Genomic DNA, 16072 nt, shown 5'->3' with positions numbered 1-16072 from the left:
ATCTAGAAGTACATAATAATTTTACTGTAATTTTGTACCACAAGCTACACTATTTTACTAGTACACGAATAAATAATTTTAAAAACTACGCCTTATTTTTTAATTCAAATAAAATTTGTTGCGCTTGCATTGGAGAAATATTGTTAATATCAATATTCTTAAGCATTATTAGAACCTCATTTTTTTCAACGTTATTATCTTCTTGATAAGAATTTTGAACCTCAATTGCATCCTGTTTCTCGAAATTACATAATATCTTTTTGGCAGTACTTATCACATCCTTAGGTAATCCTGCTAATTCTGCAACATGAATGCCATATGAACTATCTGCCACGCCAGAAATTATTTTATGCAAAAATACAATTTTTTTATTCCATTCTTTAACTTCCATAGTATAGTTAGCAACTTTACTGAGATACTTATTTAACTGAGTTAATTCATGATAATGCGTTGCAAATAAAGTTCTACAATTGATCTTGTTGTGCAAATGTTCAAGCACAGCCCAAGCTATTGATATCCCATCATGAGTTGAGGTTCCTCTGCCAATTTCATCAAGAATAACTAATGATTTTGCAGTAGCATTATTGATAATATATGCTGTTTCGGTCATTTCTACCATAAAAGTAGACTCACCCTTGGCAATGTTATCAGCGGCACCTATCCTACTAAATATTTTATCAACAACACCAATATGCACCTTTTTAGCAGGTACGTAACTGCCAATTTGTGCAAGAATACAAATTAAAGCATTCTGCCTTAAAAAAGTGCTTTTACCAGCCATATTAGGCCCAGTAATAAGCCATATTTTTTCTTCTTCTGTTATATTTGAAGTATTTGAAATAAAATTTTCTTTTTGAAAATGTTCCACAATCGGATGCCTACCTTCCTCAATCAGAAATGTATCACTGCCATCTACAATGGGTCTAACATAATTATTTTGCACAGCAAATTCCGCTAGAGAACTATAAAAATCAAGGTTAGAAATACTATCTATAACTAAGCTAATCTCATCAAAATAGTTTTTGGCGCTATCACATAGTTTATTAAAAATTTCCTGCTCCAAATTACTAATTTTATTATCACAATTAAGCAGGACGTTTTGCAAATCCTTCAATTCGGTTGTAAAATATCTCACATAATTTCCTAGTGTCTGCTTATGAATAAAAAAAGCACCATCTAATTTATCTGCATTTAAACTGGTTACTTCAACAAAATAGCCAAAAATATTATTCTTAGATATCTTCAAATTTTGTACACCAGTTTTTTTTCTATACTTTTCCCTTATACTAATAATTTTTTCGTTGGAATTATTCTTTAAATCATACAGCTCATCCAGGTATGAGTTGTAACCCTTTTTTATAAAACTTTGTCCATCTATAGGTTCTTCACTGGGAATTAGAGCTTCTTCTAATTCAGTTACCAACTTGCCATATCCAAAAATTTGAGAAACGAGAGAATTTATCTCATCAATTAATTTTGTATCCTTAATTCTCAGCAATTCGCTGACCATAGTTGCAATTTTTAAACCATTCTTAACAACATTTAAATCTCTAGGTATTGCTTTATTGATAAATATTTTTGATAATGCCCTTTGAACATCTGGAAAGTATCTTAGATACTCTCTAGTTTGCTTTCTGAGGTCATTTTTATTACAAAAAAATTCTACGCAATCTAGCCTTTTATTTATAACTGCTGAATTATTAAGAGGTGAGTTCAATCTATTTTTTATTAGCCTTGCCCCTGCTGATGTTATGGTTTTATCAATTGTATTTAGTAAATTAAATTCTCTATTTTCAGCAGTTTTATCAAGCTCGAGGCTCATCCTAGTTGATGCATCAATTTCCATGAAAAATTCTCTATCCAGCTTTTTTAAAACTTTTAACTTGGGTAAGTTATTCTTCTGAGTATGCACTATATATTCAACCAGAGAACCTGCAGCCATCACCTGCGCTTGATTAAAATCTCCTAACCCTTTGATAGAATTAATCTTATAATAATCTTCAAGTCTACTAACGCAACTTTTATAATCATATATATTGTCACTTCTAACAGTAAGTGCGACTTTTGAATTTAATATGCTTTGGTCATCACTTAATTTTTTAGGAATTAAAATTTCTTTAGGAGTAAGCCTTGATATTTCATTGATAATTTGCGTTTTACTACAATTAGAAACATAAAATTCACCTGTAGTTAGTTCAATCCACGAAATTGCAAATGAATTATTATGCCCTGCAATTGACATCAAATAATTAGCATTTTTAGGGTCCAACAATTGATCATCCATCAACGTTCCAGGGGTGATAATCTGAACAACTTCTCTTCTAACTACCTCTTTATATCCCCTTTTTTTTGCCTCTTCTGGAGGCTCAAGCTGCTCACAAATAGCAATGCTATAACCATCCCTTAGTAGTTTATTTATATAGTGAGTAGCGCTGTGGTGTGGAACACCGCACATTGGTATATCGTCTCCACTTTGCTTCCCCCTTTTTGTCAGCACTATATTCAGTGCCTTTGAAGCAATCAGCGCATCATCAAAAAATAATTCATAAAAATCTCCAAGTCTATAGAACAATAAATAATCCTTATGTGCAGATTTTAAACCTAAATATTGCTTCATCATAGGTGTTATTGCTAACTCAGACAGATTGCTGAAGGATATCTCCTCTTGTTTATTCATTATTCTTAACAAAGCTAAATAAGTATTTTTTACAATATAAATAGAAATATTAAAAGCATAATTCTTTTTTTAATTTGGCGATAAAATTTTACATATTCACATACTACCTAAAATAAATACTTGCAAATACTTCTTAACGTGTTAACGTTTTGGATAAGAAGTGTAACGACAGAAGTCGTAATTTATCTTGAGTAGTGTGTTAAAGGGGTTCATCAAAGCTCTGTTTTTAGAGCAACTTAATAATGGCCAACTTTTTCTAACGTGGGATAAATCATTTATTGACAGCAGTCTCGTTTTAATAAACTTTAAATTGGAGAAAGACAATGTCTATACCATCAATTACTAATACGCAAACAGCTGGTGTACAAGATCAGATCAGCAGAATTCTAGAAAATTCTTCTACAATTGCCAACAAGATATCTTCTGGAGAAGGAATTCTATTTCCATACGAAGATCCAGCAGGTCTTGCGATTGGTACAAAATTGGAAATAAATCTAGGAGTACAAAAAGAAGCTCTTAAAAGTGCTCACCAAGCATCAGTTGTACTCAACATTGCTTACGGTGGAACAAAGGGTGTGGTAAATATTTTAAAACGGCTTGATCAATTATCAATCATGGCTTTAACAGGTAGTGCTAGTGACAGCGATAGAAAATTGATTGACCTTGAAGCGCAACAGTTGAAAGCTGAGATCAACCGTATATCAACAGGAACAGAATTCAACGGTAGAAAATTAATCGATGGCTCAACTGAAAATGGCGCTACTTTCAATGTTGCTGAAGGCATGCAGTTGAAAGTTGTTAATAATAATACTGGTACTGGTATTGATAAATCAGGAATTGTTGATTCTACCGGAAATCAAATTTTAAAATATACTTCAGCTACTGGTGCATTTGACCTTGTTGCTACTACTAATTACGCCGACGATGCTACTGCTGCTTCATCAGGTTCAGGTGCTACCAAAAAAGGTGATTATATTCTAGATACATCAGGGAAGGCTATATATCAAGTTGATAAAACTAGCAAAAAAATTGAATCCGTAGATGGCACAAAAAGTTATTTCACTGTTGATAATTTGGCTGGGATCAAAGCAATTACTGTAGTGGGTGGTACAAATATCGCGATAGCACATAGTGCTGCTGGTGCTAAACCAGCAACAACAACAATTACACAAGGTAGTAAAGTTGTTGATTTTGAAGGTACCAAACCAGCAGGAAATCCTATTGTGTTCCAAGTTGGTGTAGAATCAGATCAAAGAATTTCTATTGGATTTGATAGTGTTAAAACAGCGGATCTTGGTATTGATAAAATTGAATTAACTTCAGTTCAAAGTGCTGAAGATGCACAAGCGCAAATTGATAAAACACTAGAAATTATGTTTGAGTATAACTCTAAAATCGGTGCTTATCAGTCTAGGTTTAGAATGGTTGCGGATAGTATTTCAACAGCAATTGAAAACGTTGATGCTGCTAGAGCTCAATTCTTGGATGCAGACTTTACACAATTAACAAAAGACTTCTCTCAAGAGCAAGCTAAATTGACTGCAGCGATTGCGGCTGAAGCTAAATTGATTCAAACTCCACATCATTTATTACAATTGATTCAATCTATATAATATCACACAGATATCTATCTAAGATTATTAGAACTGCCTTCTGTAAGGCAGTTCTTTTTTATATTTTTTTTGCTTATTTTTCTTCTTATATAGCTTGAATCAGATATGTAGTGACAAGGAGTGATGAGCGGAGAATGACGATGTTAATGCTTATCTGAATTATGCTATATTTAGGTATTTGTTTGATTGCATTTCATATATCCTGGAAATGGTTCTATCAAATTCAGCTCTGTGGATTTTTCCAATATATAGCATATCTAATTCGGTTTCTGCAGAAAAGATGCCAATAATTTTATTATCATACATGCAATCGATCAAAGTAATAAATCTTAATGCTTCATTGTGATTATCAAATTTTAACTGCGGAATATTTTCGATTATTAATATGGTAAAATGCTTACATAAAGCTATATAATCACTTGACCCTAAATTTTCTACGCATAATTCATTAAATGTAAATCTTGCAATTTTGCCAGCACTTCTGTTGATGTATAAATATCTATTTTCTGATATTTGAATTTTTGTTTGTATATAATCCTTAACATCGAGGAAATTATCAATTAGTGATTGAAATTTTTGTTGATTATAAGGATGCATGAATAATTTAAATTCCTTTAGTTTTTCCATTCTGAAATCTACCTCGGCATCTAGATTAAAAATCTCAATTTTTTCCTTAATTAACTCAATGAAGGGGTATATGTATTCTCTTTTAAGCCCATGTTTATAAATTTCTTCAGGCCTGGAATTTGATGTGAAAAATATATAAGTGCCACTGGCAATTAATTCTGTGAAAATTTTTGATAGTAGCATTGCATCTGCAATATTATTTATTTGAAACTCATCTAAATATAGAATTTTAAATTTTTGTGAAATATCTTTGGCAATTCTAGCGACTTTATCATCAACATTTTTTTGCTGATTTAGATTGTTTATTTTTTCATGGCAATCCAATATAAATTCGTGAAAATGTTGCCTGAATTTATTATTAATTTTTAGATTATTATAGAACATATTGAGGATGAAAGTTTTTCCTCTCCCAACTTTCCCCCATAAATAAACACCATGTTTTTTGGATTTTTTTCTGTTAAATAGCCTGCTGATTAAATTTTCTGAATCTTCGATTTGGGAGCTATAATCAGCAAGTAAATTAATTAATGCTAATTGACTGGCATCTTTTTTATACCCATTAGCTGAGATATATTTTTCATAAACATCTTGTAGCATTATTGCATTAACATTCCACCGTTAACGCTTAGGGTATGACCAGTGACGTATGAGCTTTCATCAGATGCAAGGAATAAAACTGCATTTGCCACGTCTTGAGGTGTTCCAATCCTACCTGTAGGAATATGTGCAATTATAGAATTTTTTATATCCTCACCTAAAACTTCTGTCATAGGGGTATCAATATAGCCTGGAGCAACGCAATTGATTGTTATACCTCTGGATGCAACCTCTTTTGCAATTGATTTTGACATTGCAATTATCCCAGCTTTACTTGCGGCATAATTAGACTGACCGGCATTTCCACTTAAGCCAATCACAGATGAAATGTTAATAATTCTGCCGTACCTTCTTTTCATCATAGATTTAATAGCTGCTCTGTTTAATTTAAAAGTTGAGGTTAGGTTCATTTGAATGACTATGTCCCAGTCTTCATCTTTGATTCTAAGTGCCAAATTATCTTTTGTAATGCCGGCATTACATACTAAAATATCGATATTACCAAATTGTTTTTCTGCATTTTCAATTAAAGAATTAATTTGTGAATCATCATTAAAATCACAAATAAGTGAATATACTTTATCACTCAATTCCTGCTTTAAATTTTGCAATTTTTCTTCATTTCTGCCAACCATGATAACTTTAGCTCCCTGATTTGCTAATGCTTTCACAATAGACTGCCCAATACCCCCTGTTGCACCAGTAACTAAAGCAAGCTTACCTGTTAAATTAAACATTCACTCCTCCTATTTTAAATAATTTTCAATGTCCGATGGCGATTCAATACTATGAATCTCTACATCTGGATAATCTCGTTTGATAAGATTTGATAAAACTTTTCCAGGTCCAATTTCAACAAATTTTCTAACCCCTTTTTCCTGATACATTTTAGCAATTGTTTCACGCCACCTAACTTTGCCTTCAATTTGCTTTACTAATGAATCCCTTATATTACTGTCTAACTTATAAAGTGTTGCAGAGTAATTTGCAATTATATCAATTTTTGGAGGTTGAAAATGATATTCTTCCAGTACCTCTTTCATAATCGAGGTTGCTTCCTTCATTAAGCTGCAATGAAAAGGAGCGCTCACTGGAAGAGGTATTGCCTTTCTAATGCCAAAATCTTTTGCTAAATCATTGATTTTTTCAAAGGCCTGTTTGCTACCACTAAGTATTATCTGCCCCCCACCATTGTCATTGGCAATTTCACAAATACCGTTTTTCGATAATATTGAACAAATTTTTTCTGCTGCAACTTCGTCTCCACCAATCAATGCATACATAGCTCCCTCTCCAGCAGGTACTGCTTTTTGCATTGCATTTCCTCTTGCTCTCAATATTTTTGCTGTATCACTTAATTTTAGTGTTTCTGCAATACATAGAGCACTATATTCTCCAAGAGAATGACCTGCAGAGATAGAGCATAATTCTGTGATATTTTTATTTGAAAGTGAACTGAGAACCCTGAAAACTGCAACTGAGGTTGCCATAATTGCAGGTTGAGTATTACTTGTAATTTTTAAATCTTCGTCATCGCCATCAAAAATAATTTTGGTCAATTTTTGGTTTAAAGCATCATTTACAGTTTCAAAAACTTCTTTTGCTTCGTTGAAATTTTCATATAATTCCTTGCCCATTCCTATAAATTGAGAACCTTGTCCTGGAAATAAAAAAGCTACCTTCATGATTTAACGTAAGCATAATTAAAAAAAACACATACTAGATTAATTTAGTAGATTATTCCATATTTTTTTGGATATTGACATGCATCAAAAAGGGTAGCAGTTTATTTTTGATTTAAGAACGCATCGCAAAATTCAGACCACTCTCTTTTAGACATTCCACTACTTTCTTGAGATAATTTTTCACCTTTTAGCATCCTCTTTATAGTTTCTACTGCTGTTTTTGAGAGATTAATAGAGTCTTTTCTATAATTTATAAATGCTTCATACGTAAGCGGCACCCATTTTGAAACTATATCAAGAATTACGTTAGAATATTCCCTAATTTCATACTGTGCATGCGAATCAGCTCTTAATCTTAAAAAGTGCAACAAATTGTTCAAATCTATTTTCCAGTACCACTGTGTATAATAATTCAATGTTAAATTCATCCTAGCTAATTCTCTGGCTATACCTTCTTTATTCGGATCATTTATTTCCCCAGTTTTTTCATTTAAATTCAATAGTTCCATGTAATTATCGTAGCATCTTAAAGAGTCATCCCTAATTATATCTAAAACTCTTTGCGCTTGACTTGGATCTAATGTACCTTCTCGTCCTTGTTTATTTGATTGCGACTGGATTTCAATATTTTGAGGGTCAGGTAGATAAAATTCTTTATCTAAAATTGAATATCTAGCCGAATATTCGTTAACATTTGCTGTTCTATGCCTTATCCACTGTCTAGCTATGAATATTGGCAACTTAACATGCAATTTTATTTCACACATTTCAAAGGGAGTAGTATGATAGTGTCTCATTAAGTAATTTATCAGGCCTTTATCTTGGCTTAGCATCTTTGTTCCTTTACCATATGAGACTCTTGCTGCTTGGACTATTGCAGAATCATCTCCCATATAGTCAACTACTCTTATAAATCCATGATCGAGAACTTTAATTGGCTCGTATAATATTTCCTCTAATTGTTCGACGGTAGCTCTTTTTGTAGTAAATTTTTGCTCTTGTAAATTCTTAATCTCTTTTTTGTCATTAATTTTTGATTCCATAACTCTGTTTTTATTTTTTTAAGCTTGATTTAAAAAATAAAATCTATTTAAAATTAGATTCCTTTTTACATTATAAATGAAAATAAAATTAATTAAACCAAAATGAGCGGAGTGGTAAGAAAAGTCTGGAGTGAAGAAGTGCGAGTTTCCTTTAATGAATTGCTTAATAAAATAAAAGACAATTCTAGCATTGATACAGTCGCTGTTAACAAAGCTTTCAAAATTGCATATAAAGCTCATGAAGGACAATATAGAGCATCTAATGAGCCATATATAACACATCCTTTAGAGGTTGCAAAGATAGTGGCTGATTTAAATATGGATACAGCAACAATTGTTACTGCTCTTTTACATGATACTATTGAGGATACTTCACTAACGTATAATGAAATAAAAAATAGTTTTGATGAAAAAATAGCAAGTATGGTTCAGGGCATATCTAAGCTTACAACTATAGAATCAAGGAATGTTGTTTTAAATTCAGAAGAAAAGGAAGTTGAAGATTATAGAAATCTCATATGTGCTGTTTCGAAAGATATTAGAGTGCTAATAGTAAAACTTGCAGATAGATTACATAATATGAGAACTCTTCATTGCATTAAAGACGCAAATAAAAGAAGGAAAATTGCTACCGAAACTATGGATATTCATTCTGCTTTAGCTGAAAGAATTGGTATTCATAGTTTTAAAAATGAACTACAAGATTTAGCTTTTGCAGAACTTTATCCTAGGGATAAATTGAATATAGAACGTCAATTAAATTTTATTAGAAAGGATGGTAAAAGTTTAGTACAGGAAATTATTAATGAGCTAAAAGGTATTTTAGCTGACCCCGATATTGGTCTTGTTGATATAACGGGCAGAGAGAAAAAGCTATGCTCAATTTGGAGAAAAATTCAAAATAAAAAATTATCATTTGAAAATTTATCAGATGTTTTTGCATTTAGAATAATAGTTGAGAATGATAAAAATTGTTATGCAGCATTATGTGCCATTCATAGTAATTATCATATGGTACATGGTGGATTCAAAGATTATATAAGTACTCCCAAAATCAACGGTTATAAGTCATTGCATTCGATTATTATAGGTCCTCAGAATTATAGAATTGAAATTCAGATAAGGACCAAGGAAATGCATAAGATTGCTGAATTTGGTGTTGCGGCTCATTGGCAATATAAACAACTACAGCTTAATGATAATGAAAAAGAGGAACGTTTCGCATGGATTAGTGAGATGTTATCTATAGTAAAGGATTCTAATAGCCCAAATGAAGTATTGGAGTATTCCAGATTAGAAATACATTATCATCAAGTATATTGCTTTACTCCAAAAGGTGGATTAGTAGTTCTACCTAAAGGTGCAACAGCTTTGGATTTTGCATTTTATATAAACTCTGATGTAGGACTTAAATGCGTTGGTGCAATTGTTAATAAAGAAACTGTACCCATTATATATGAATTGGAAAATGGAGATCAGATAGAAATTATTTGCGCTAAAAAAAATAAGGCCTCAGAATTGTGGTTAGAGATTTTGAATACTGGCAAAGCAAAGACGCAATTGAAGAAATATATTAATGATATTCAAAAAACTCGATTTATTGAAGTTGGAAAGGCAAATTATAGAAATTATCTTGATAGACATAATATTAAATTTGATAAATCCAAAATAATAATACCAACTAATGGGTTGATAAAATGTCGAGATTTAAATGAGCTTTTTTTATTAATAGGTCAAGATAAACTTGAGATAAAGGATATAGTCAAGGCCTCTTATCCCGATCTAAAAAGGAGTTATAATATAATTAAATTTTTCATCAATTTGAAAAGAAAAATACAAAGGAGCTATAAGTATAGCCTAAGTAATGTAGTAAAAAAAGACATAAATTTACACTTTGCTGATTGCTGTTATCCTGTGAATGGAGAAGAAGCAATTGAATTTTTAGATAAAGATAAAGGGTATGGTATTCATAGGGCAAATTGCAATAAAATTAAAACTTATTACGAGCGTGATTACCAAATAAGCCATTTTAATTGGAAATATTCAAATGACAAATTTTATCATTCTAAACTTATTTTACTTATATCAAATAAGATAGGTAGTTTGAGAGAGGTAGTTAATTGTATATTTGATTTGAAGATCAATATGATTAATGTCACCACTACAAACAAATTTGAGGACTTTTTTGAATGCTCAGTAATTATTGAGGTAACAGATATAAATCAACTTAAAAATTTAATGGCACAATTAAATAGTTTAAAATTGCTACATTCATTGGCAAGATATATGCAAAATTAAAAATACTATAGGAAATTAAATATAGTTTGTAGAGCTCATGAAAAGCTAATGTGAGGGAAATTATTTAGAATTGTGTTAATGGATTTTGACATTAATTCTTGAAAATTTCTAAATTGTATGCTTATAATACTACTCATCAAATAAACTGGTTCAATGCGCTATTTTTTAGGTTTAATGAGACTTGAGAGAATTAACTTTTTTTTATTCGGCTTTGCGATTTTTTATATTGTTGTAAGTTTTATTTTTAGCATTAAAAATGATTCTTCTGGTACCATAAAATCTATAAGTGCTGATGTTCCATTTAACCAAACTGATTATAGTGGAGATACGGAAGAAGAATCGGAAGATGAGACTGAAACTATATCCAGTTCACAATTCTTAAGCAATGAGTATGTGCACATTGTGCAAAAAGGAGATAGTATGATAAAGATATTATCTGAAGTTGGATTTAACTCATCTGATACCTATTCTATATCAAAACAAATTAATGAATTATACAATGTTCTGAGTATAAGTGTTGGGCAGGAAATAAAATTCTTATTTAGTTCTAAAGATGGTAGTAAAATCAAGGTAGGTTATTTGCCATATAATATAACCATTCATATTGATAATAAAATTATTGAAGGGGTTTATAATGAAAGTAAAAATAATTACGATTTAAAGCTTCTTAAACAAACCATTAATAGCAAATCCAAGTTAGTAAAGGGATATGCTAAAGATGGTCTGTATAATAGTGCGTTATCTCAGGGTGCATCTCCTGGAATTATTATGGAATATATTAAAATGTTAAGTAATGAGGTTAACTTTAAAAGAGATGTTAAAAATGATAGCGAATTTAAGATACTATTTAATTATAACGAAACTTTAGAAGGTAAAAAAGTTAGTGATGGAAATATACTTTATGCATATTTATCCATCAACAATAAGAAATATGAAGTGTACCAATATAAAGATAATAAAGGCAATATTAGCTATTATTACGCTGATGGAAGGAATTTAAAAAGTGCAATGCTAAGTAAACCTATTAATCGAGCTCGTATTTCTTCAGGGTTTGGAATTAGGTTCCACCATATTGCAAAATGCAATAAATTACATAAGGGGGTCGACTATGCTGCAAAAACAGGAACACCTATTTTAGCAGCTGGTAATGGTGTGGTTCAAGTTGTGAGATATGGAGCGGGATATGGTAAATATTTAGCAATAAAGCATAATAATCAATACTCAACTTTATATGCCCATATGAGCAGATTTAAGCCTGGAATAAAAAGAGGCATGGCTGTAAAACAAGGACAGGTGATTGGATATGTTGGTAGTACTGGTAGTTCAACCGGCGCTCATCTGCATTATGAAATTAGGAAATATGGTAAACCAATAAATCCTATACAAGTAAAACCTTTGATTTCTAACCCTCTTGAAGGACAAAAATTAGTTGCCTTTAATAATCAAAAAAAGAAAATAGATGGTACATTGCATAAAGAAAATAAAATTATGTTAGCAAAAAATAATCATAATTAGAAGTAATAGGATAAAATGAAAACTGGATTTGGTAATTTTCTTGGATTTTCTCTTGTGTGTTTTCTAGCAGGATGTAGTTCGGTTGATACTACTGCTATTATAGAAAATAACCAATCAATTTATTTTGGAAAAAAAGAAAAATATCGCTTTGTGAAGAGTCAAACAGTTCAATCTGTCAGTGAAATGGCTCAGGAATATCACGTACCAATTAAGGAAATTAAGCGATTAAATTCATTAGATTCATATGATAATATTAAGCCTGGAACAATTATAAAGATTCCTATAGGCAATTATTATCTAATAAAATTAAATGACACCCTTGAAAGTATAGCAAGGGTTAATGATGTTGATCTTAATTTACTTGCTGAAAAAAATGGTTTGTCTGTTGATTCAGAGATATTTGCTGGAGATTATATAGTAATTTCTGAATCAGGTAGTGGATTTGTAGAGCATGATGGATATAAGCATGTTAACTTTGATTCATCAAAAGTTCATGATGAAGAAAATGTTGAGGAAGTACAAAATAATAATCAAGTTGATGGAAACAAAAAGCAAGATAGTAATTTGAATGCATTAACGGCGAAGGATAGTTACCTTGTAGCTCCGAAAGCAGAAAAAATAAATAAGTTTTTCAAGAATCATTACCCTATTAATTCAGAAGACTTTATGTGGCCTATAAATGGTCGTGTAATAAAAACTTATGGAGATCATAATGGTAAGTTTAACGAAGGAATTAATATTGCTGCAGAAATAGGTGAGCCAGTTAAAGCAGCCTCAAGAGGTGAAGTGGCATATTTAGGTAATCAGCAAGGATACGGGAATTTGATTATACTTAAGCATAACAATGGCTATATGACTGCTTATTCTAACTTAGATAAATTTTTGGTTAAAAAGGGCCAGATAGTAAATAAGGGAATTCAAATTGCTACAGTTGGTAATTCAGCAAATTTAGATGGGCCTCAGCTGCAATTTTCAATAAAAAAGGGTAATCGTACTATTAACCCTGACGAATAAAGCATAAATTACATTTAATGCAAAAAAAATTCTATATAACAACGCCTATTTACTATGTTAATGATAAACCACATATAGGGCACGCTTATACTAATATTGTATCTGATGTAATAGCAAGATTCAAAAGATTGGATGGGTATGACGTTAAATTCTTAACTGGCACTGATGAGCATGGGCAAAAAGTCGAAAAATCTGCGCAAAAATATTCAATTCAAACTCAGGAATATGTTGATAAAATTGCTCAAAATTTTATTAACCTAACAAAGGACCTAAATTTATCTAATGATGATTTTATTAGAACAACGGAAAATAGGCATAAAAATTTTGTGCAAAGTGTATGGCAAAAATTAATCAATAATAATCAAATTTATTTAGGTAAATATTCAGGTTGGTATTCTATTAGAGATGAAGCTTATTTTTTAGAATCTGAATTGGTAAATGGTAATGCTCCTTCAGGAGCTCCAGTAGAATGGATAGAAGAATCAAGTTACTTTTTTAGATTAGAATCTTTTCAACAAAAATTGCTGAATTTTTATAAAGATAATCCAGATTTCATACATCCAGAAAGCAGAAAAAATGAAGTCATTTCTTTTGTAAAATCTGGACTCAAAGATCTTTCTGTTTCAAGAACATCATTTAAATGGGGAATAAAAGTTCCAAATGATGAAAATCATGTTATATATGTCTGGCTTGATGCATTATTTAATTATATTTCTGCATTAAATGAAAATAAAGCATCATTTTGGCCAGCAAATTTACATGTTGTTGGTAAGGATATATTGAGGTTCCATACGGTATATTGGCCGGCATTTCTTATGGCTGCAGATTTACCAATTCCAAAAAGAATTTTTGCACATGGTTGGTGGACCAATAACGGTGAGAAAATATCAAAATCTTTAGGTAATGTTATTGATCCTTATAATATTATTGAAAAATATGGTCTAGATTATTTTAGGTATTATTTAATAAGAGAAATAACCTTCGGAAATGATGGAAATTTTTCAGAGGATAGTTTTATTGAAAAAATAAATTCTGAATTAGTGAACAAGATTGGTAACTTAATTTTTAGAACAGTGAATTTGATATATAAAAATTGTGAACAAAAAATTCCAACACCAGATGAATTTAATGAAAAGGATAGTAAATTATTAACTGATGCTTATGGTGCAATTTTTAAAATAAGAAATTATCTAGATGAGCAATCTTTAAAACAAATGTTGGAAGTAATTATTGTATTATCAAACAATGCAAATGTATTTATAGATGAAGAGGCTCCTTGGAAGTTAAAAACAACTGATTTTAAAAGAATGTGTACTGTATTATATGTTATATCAGAGGTTATAAGAATTATTGCTTTGCTGCTTCAACCGTTTATTCCACATACTGCAGAGAATATACTTGACTATTTTAAAATTAAGCAAAGAAGTTTTGATGCTGTTTCAAAATCGCATTGCATTAATCCTGGGACAGTTTTAAATGAACCAGAGATTTTTTTCAAAAAGATTGAAATAGAGAAAAATTAATGGATTTTGATCATTTAAAAAAGAAATTATTATATCAGAGTACACATAGAGGATGTAAAGAGTTAGACATAATTTTGGGTAGCTTTGCTAAAAAATTTTTAATGGATTTAGAATCTAAGTCAGTTAAGCAATATGAAGAATTGCTTGAGGCTCCTGATAATGATATTTATAATTGGGTAATAGAAAAAAACATCCCTCCTAAGCGGTATGATACTAAACTTTTGAACAGTATTATATCTTTTAACAAGAAAAAATATGATCAATCATTATAAATTATTTATCTCAGTAGGAGAGGCATCTGGGGATATTTTAGCGGCTAATTTAATGAGAGATTTAAAAAAAATACCTAACTATAAATTTGAATTTTATGGAATAGCTGGTGAAAGAATGATTAGCGAAGGAGGCATAAAAAGCATTTTCCCCAGCAAAGAATTGTCAATTATGGGTTATTTAGAAATTATACCAAAAATATTTAAAATTTTTTTTAGGTTATTTCAAACTATCCTATATATTAAAAAATTAAGGCCAGACTTAATCATAACTGTTGATTCACCAGGGTTTAATTTTCTACTGGCAAAATTGGTAAAAAAAATTTTAAGCCTAGATATAGCAATTATTCATTACGTAGCACCAACAGTATGGGCTTATAAACCAGAACGTGCGCAAAAATGTGCTGAGCTATTTAATCATATGTTAGTGATTTTTCCTTTTGAAAAAAAATATTTTGATAAGGTTGGTTTGAAGTGCAGTTATGTGGGTAATCCTACAATTGAAAGTGGTAGTGATTATGGTCAGATTAATAAGGGTGATATACGGAAAGAATATGGATTAATTGGTAAAAAAATTATCACCATAATCCCAGGAAGTAGAAAAAATGAGCTAAAATATCACCTTCCTGTTTTGCGTGAATATATGGATAAACTTTATAAAAAATATAAAAATATATTTTTTATAATACCTACATTGGGACATTTGGAAAAACAAATTAAAAGGTATTTAAACCACGATAACTTAATAATTTGCAAAAATGACAAGGACAAAAATAATTTAATTAATATAAGTGATTTAATTTTATGTAAATCTGGAACAAGTGTTTTAGAATCTACTACAAAAAAAATACCGATTATTGTTTTTTATAAAATGAATAGATTTACGGCTTATCTAATTAAAAAAAAGCTTCAAATTAGCTACGTCACAATTTGTAATATAGTAATGAATAAAAGTATTATTCCAGAGTTACTGCAAGATAATTTTAATGTACGAAACTTACTATTAGAATCAGAGATATTTATTAATAATAAAGAAAAAGTAACGCAACAATTGAAGGACATAGAGTTATTTTTAACAAAATTTGACTCATCAAAAACAGAGAGACAAAAAGCATCTGAGGTTATATTAAGCCATTTAGAAGATGTTTTGGTGAGCAAAAATAAATAAATAAGGTTTTTTTGCAATATTGTATTTAATGTGATGTTATGCA

Annotated in this window: 12 protein-coding genes; 7 read left to right on the top strand and 5 right to left on the bottom strand. The window is 30.4% G+C overall.

The window, feature by feature from the left end; all coding sequences use genetic code 11:
- Nucleotides 1–85: 85 nt before the first annotated feature.
- A complete protein-coding gene (mutS, locus tag N3Z17_RS02645; RefSeq protein WP_282472463.1) occupies nt 86–2677 on the bottom strand; it encodes a DNA mismatch repair protein MutS in 2592 nt (863 codons plus the stop codon).
- Nucleotides 2678–3000: 323 nt separating this feature from the next.
- Between mutS and N3Z17_RS02640 the strand changes: the two genes are divergently transcribed.
- Nucleotides 3001–4290: a flagellin gene (locus N3Z17_RS02640; RefSeq protein WP_282472462.1), complete on the top strand. Its 1290-nt coding sequence runs from the start codon at nt 3001–3003 to the stop codon at nt 4288–4290.
- A 159-nt stretch (nt 4291–4449) separates the two neighbouring features.
- Here the strand turns inward: N3Z17_RS02640 and zapE are convergent, their stop codons facing one another.
- From zapE to thyX, 4 genes are all read right to left on the bottom strand, one after another.
- Nucleotides 4450–5514 (bottom strand): cell division protein ZapE, encoded by a 1065-nt coding sequence (zapE, locus tag N3Z17_RS02635; protein WP_282472461.1) that lies wholly within the window; start codon nt 5512–5514, stop codon nt 4450–4452.
- Entirely contained in the window at nt 5514–6251 is a 738-nt protein-coding gene (gene fabG / locus N3Z17_RS02630) for a 3-oxoacyl-[acyl-carrier-protein] reductase (protein WP_282472460.1), read from the bottom strand. Before fabG ends, zapE begins: the two co-directional genes overlap by 1 nt.
- Before the next feature lie 9 nt (nt 6252–6260).
- A complete protein-coding gene (gene fabD / locus N3Z17_RS02625; protein ID WP_282472459.1) occupies nt 6261–7199 on the bottom strand; it encodes an ACP S-malonyltransferase in 939 nt (312 codons plus the stop codon).
- Nucleotides 7200–7300: 101 nt separating this feature from the next.
- Complete coding sequence (thyX, locus tag N3Z17_RS02620; RefSeq protein WP_282472458.1) at nt 7301–8242, bottom strand: FAD-dependent thymidylate synthase; 942 nt, start codon at nt 8240–8242, stop codon at nt 7301–7303.
- Nucleotides 8243–8344: 102 nt separating this feature from the next.
- On the opposite strand from thyX, the gene N3Z17_RS02615 reads away from it, so the two are divergent.
- The 6 genes from N3Z17_RS02615 to lpxB all read left to right on the top strand — a co-directional run bounded on the left by N3Z17_RS02615 (nt 8345) and on the right by lpxB (nt 16029).
- Nucleotides 8345–10540, top strand: coding sequence for a RelA/SpoT family protein (locus N3Z17_RS02615; RefSeq protein WP_282472457.1), 2196 nt, complete (start codon nt 8345–8347; stop codon nt 10538–10540).
- Nucleotides 10541–10693: 153 nt separating this feature from the next.
- The gene (locus N3Z17_RS02610; RefSeq protein WP_282472456.1) at nt 10694–12055 is read left to right on the top strand and encodes a M23 family metallopeptidase; all 1362 of its coding nucleotides are present in this window, start codon (nt 10694–10696) and stop codon (nt 12053–12055) included.
- A 15-nt stretch (nt 12056–12070) separates the two neighbouring features.
- Entirely contained in the window at nt 12071–13069 is a 999-nt protein-coding gene (locus tag N3Z17_RS02605) for a peptidoglycan DD-metalloendopeptidase family protein (protein ID WP_282472455.1), read from the top strand.
- A gap of 17 nt (nt 13070–13086) precedes the next feature.
- Nucleotides 13087–14592, top strand: coding sequence for a methionine--tRNA ligase (gene metG / locus N3Z17_RS02600; RefSeq protein WP_282472454.1), 1506 nt, complete (start codon nt 13087–13089; stop codon nt 14590–14592).
- A complete protein-coding gene (locus N3Z17_RS02595) occupies nt 14592–14864 on the top strand; it encodes an FAD assembly factor SdhE (protein WP_282472453.1) in 273 nt (90 codons plus the stop codon). Before metG ends, N3Z17_RS02595 begins: the two co-directional genes overlap by 1 nt.
- A complete protein-coding gene (lpxB, locus tag N3Z17_RS02590) occupies nt 14848–16029 on the top strand; it encodes a lipid-A-disaccharide synthase (RefSeq protein WP_282472452.1) in 1182 nt (393 codons plus the stop codon). Before N3Z17_RS02595 ends, lpxB begins: the two co-directional genes overlap by 17 nt.
- Nucleotides 16030–16072: the final 43 nt, after the last annotated feature.

The sequence above is a fragment of the Candidatus Bandiella numerosa genome, assembly GCF_029981845.1.
GTDB lineage: Bacteria > Pseudomonadota > Alphaproteobacteria > Rickettsiales > Midichloriaceae > Aquirickettsia > Aquirickettsia numerosa.
This window is presented reverse-complemented; position numbering and strand designations above follow the sequence as displayed.

Excerpts from the sequence above, each read along its gene's own strand:
- mutS (WP_282472463.1), bottom strand. The coding sequence starts at position 2,677 with ATGAATAAACAAGAGGAGATATCCTTCAGCAATCTGTCTGAGTTAGCA.
- N3Z17_RS02640 (WP_282472462.1), top strand. The coding sequence starts at position 3,001 with ATGTCTATACCATCAATTACTAATACGCAAACAGCTGGTGTACAAGAT.
- zapE (WP_282472461.1), bottom strand. The coding sequence starts at position 5,514 with ATGCTACAAGATGTTTATGAAAAATATATCTCAGCTAATGGGTATAAA.
- fabG (WP_282472460.1), bottom strand. The coding sequence starts at position 6,251 with ATGTTTAATTTAACAGGTAAGCTTGCTTTAGTTACTGGTGCAACAGGG.
- fabD (WP_282472459.1), bottom strand. The coding sequence starts at position 7,199 with ATGAAGGTAGCTTTTTTATTTCCAGGACAAGGTTCTCAATTTATAGGA.
- thyX (WP_282472458.1), bottom strand. The coding sequence starts at position 8,242 with ATGGAATCAAAAATTAATGACAAAAAAGAGATTAAGAATTTACAAGAG.
- N3Z17_RS02615 (WP_282472457.1), top strand. The coding sequence starts at position 8,345 with ATGAGCGGAGTGGTAAGAAAAGTCTGGAGTGAAGAAGTGCGAGTTTCC.
- N3Z17_RS02610 (WP_282472456.1), top strand. The coding sequence starts at position 10,694 with ATGCGCTATTTTTTAGGTTTAATGAGACTTGAGAGAATTAACTTTTTT.
- N3Z17_RS02605 (WP_282472455.1), top strand. The coding sequence starts at position 12,071 with ATGAAAACTGGATTTGGTAATTTTCTTGGATTTTCTCTTGTGTGTTTT.
- metG (WP_282472454.1), top strand. The coding sequence starts at position 13,087 with ATGCAAAAAAAATTCTATATAACAACGCCTATTTACTATGTTAATGAT.
- N3Z17_RS02595 (WP_282472453.1), top strand. The coding sequence starts at position 14,592 with ATGGATTTTGATCATTTAAAAAAGAAATTATTATATCAGAGTACACAT.
- lpxB (WP_282472452.1), top strand. The coding sequence starts at position 14,848 with ATGATCAATCATTATAAATTATTTATCTCAGTAGGAGAGGCATCTGGG.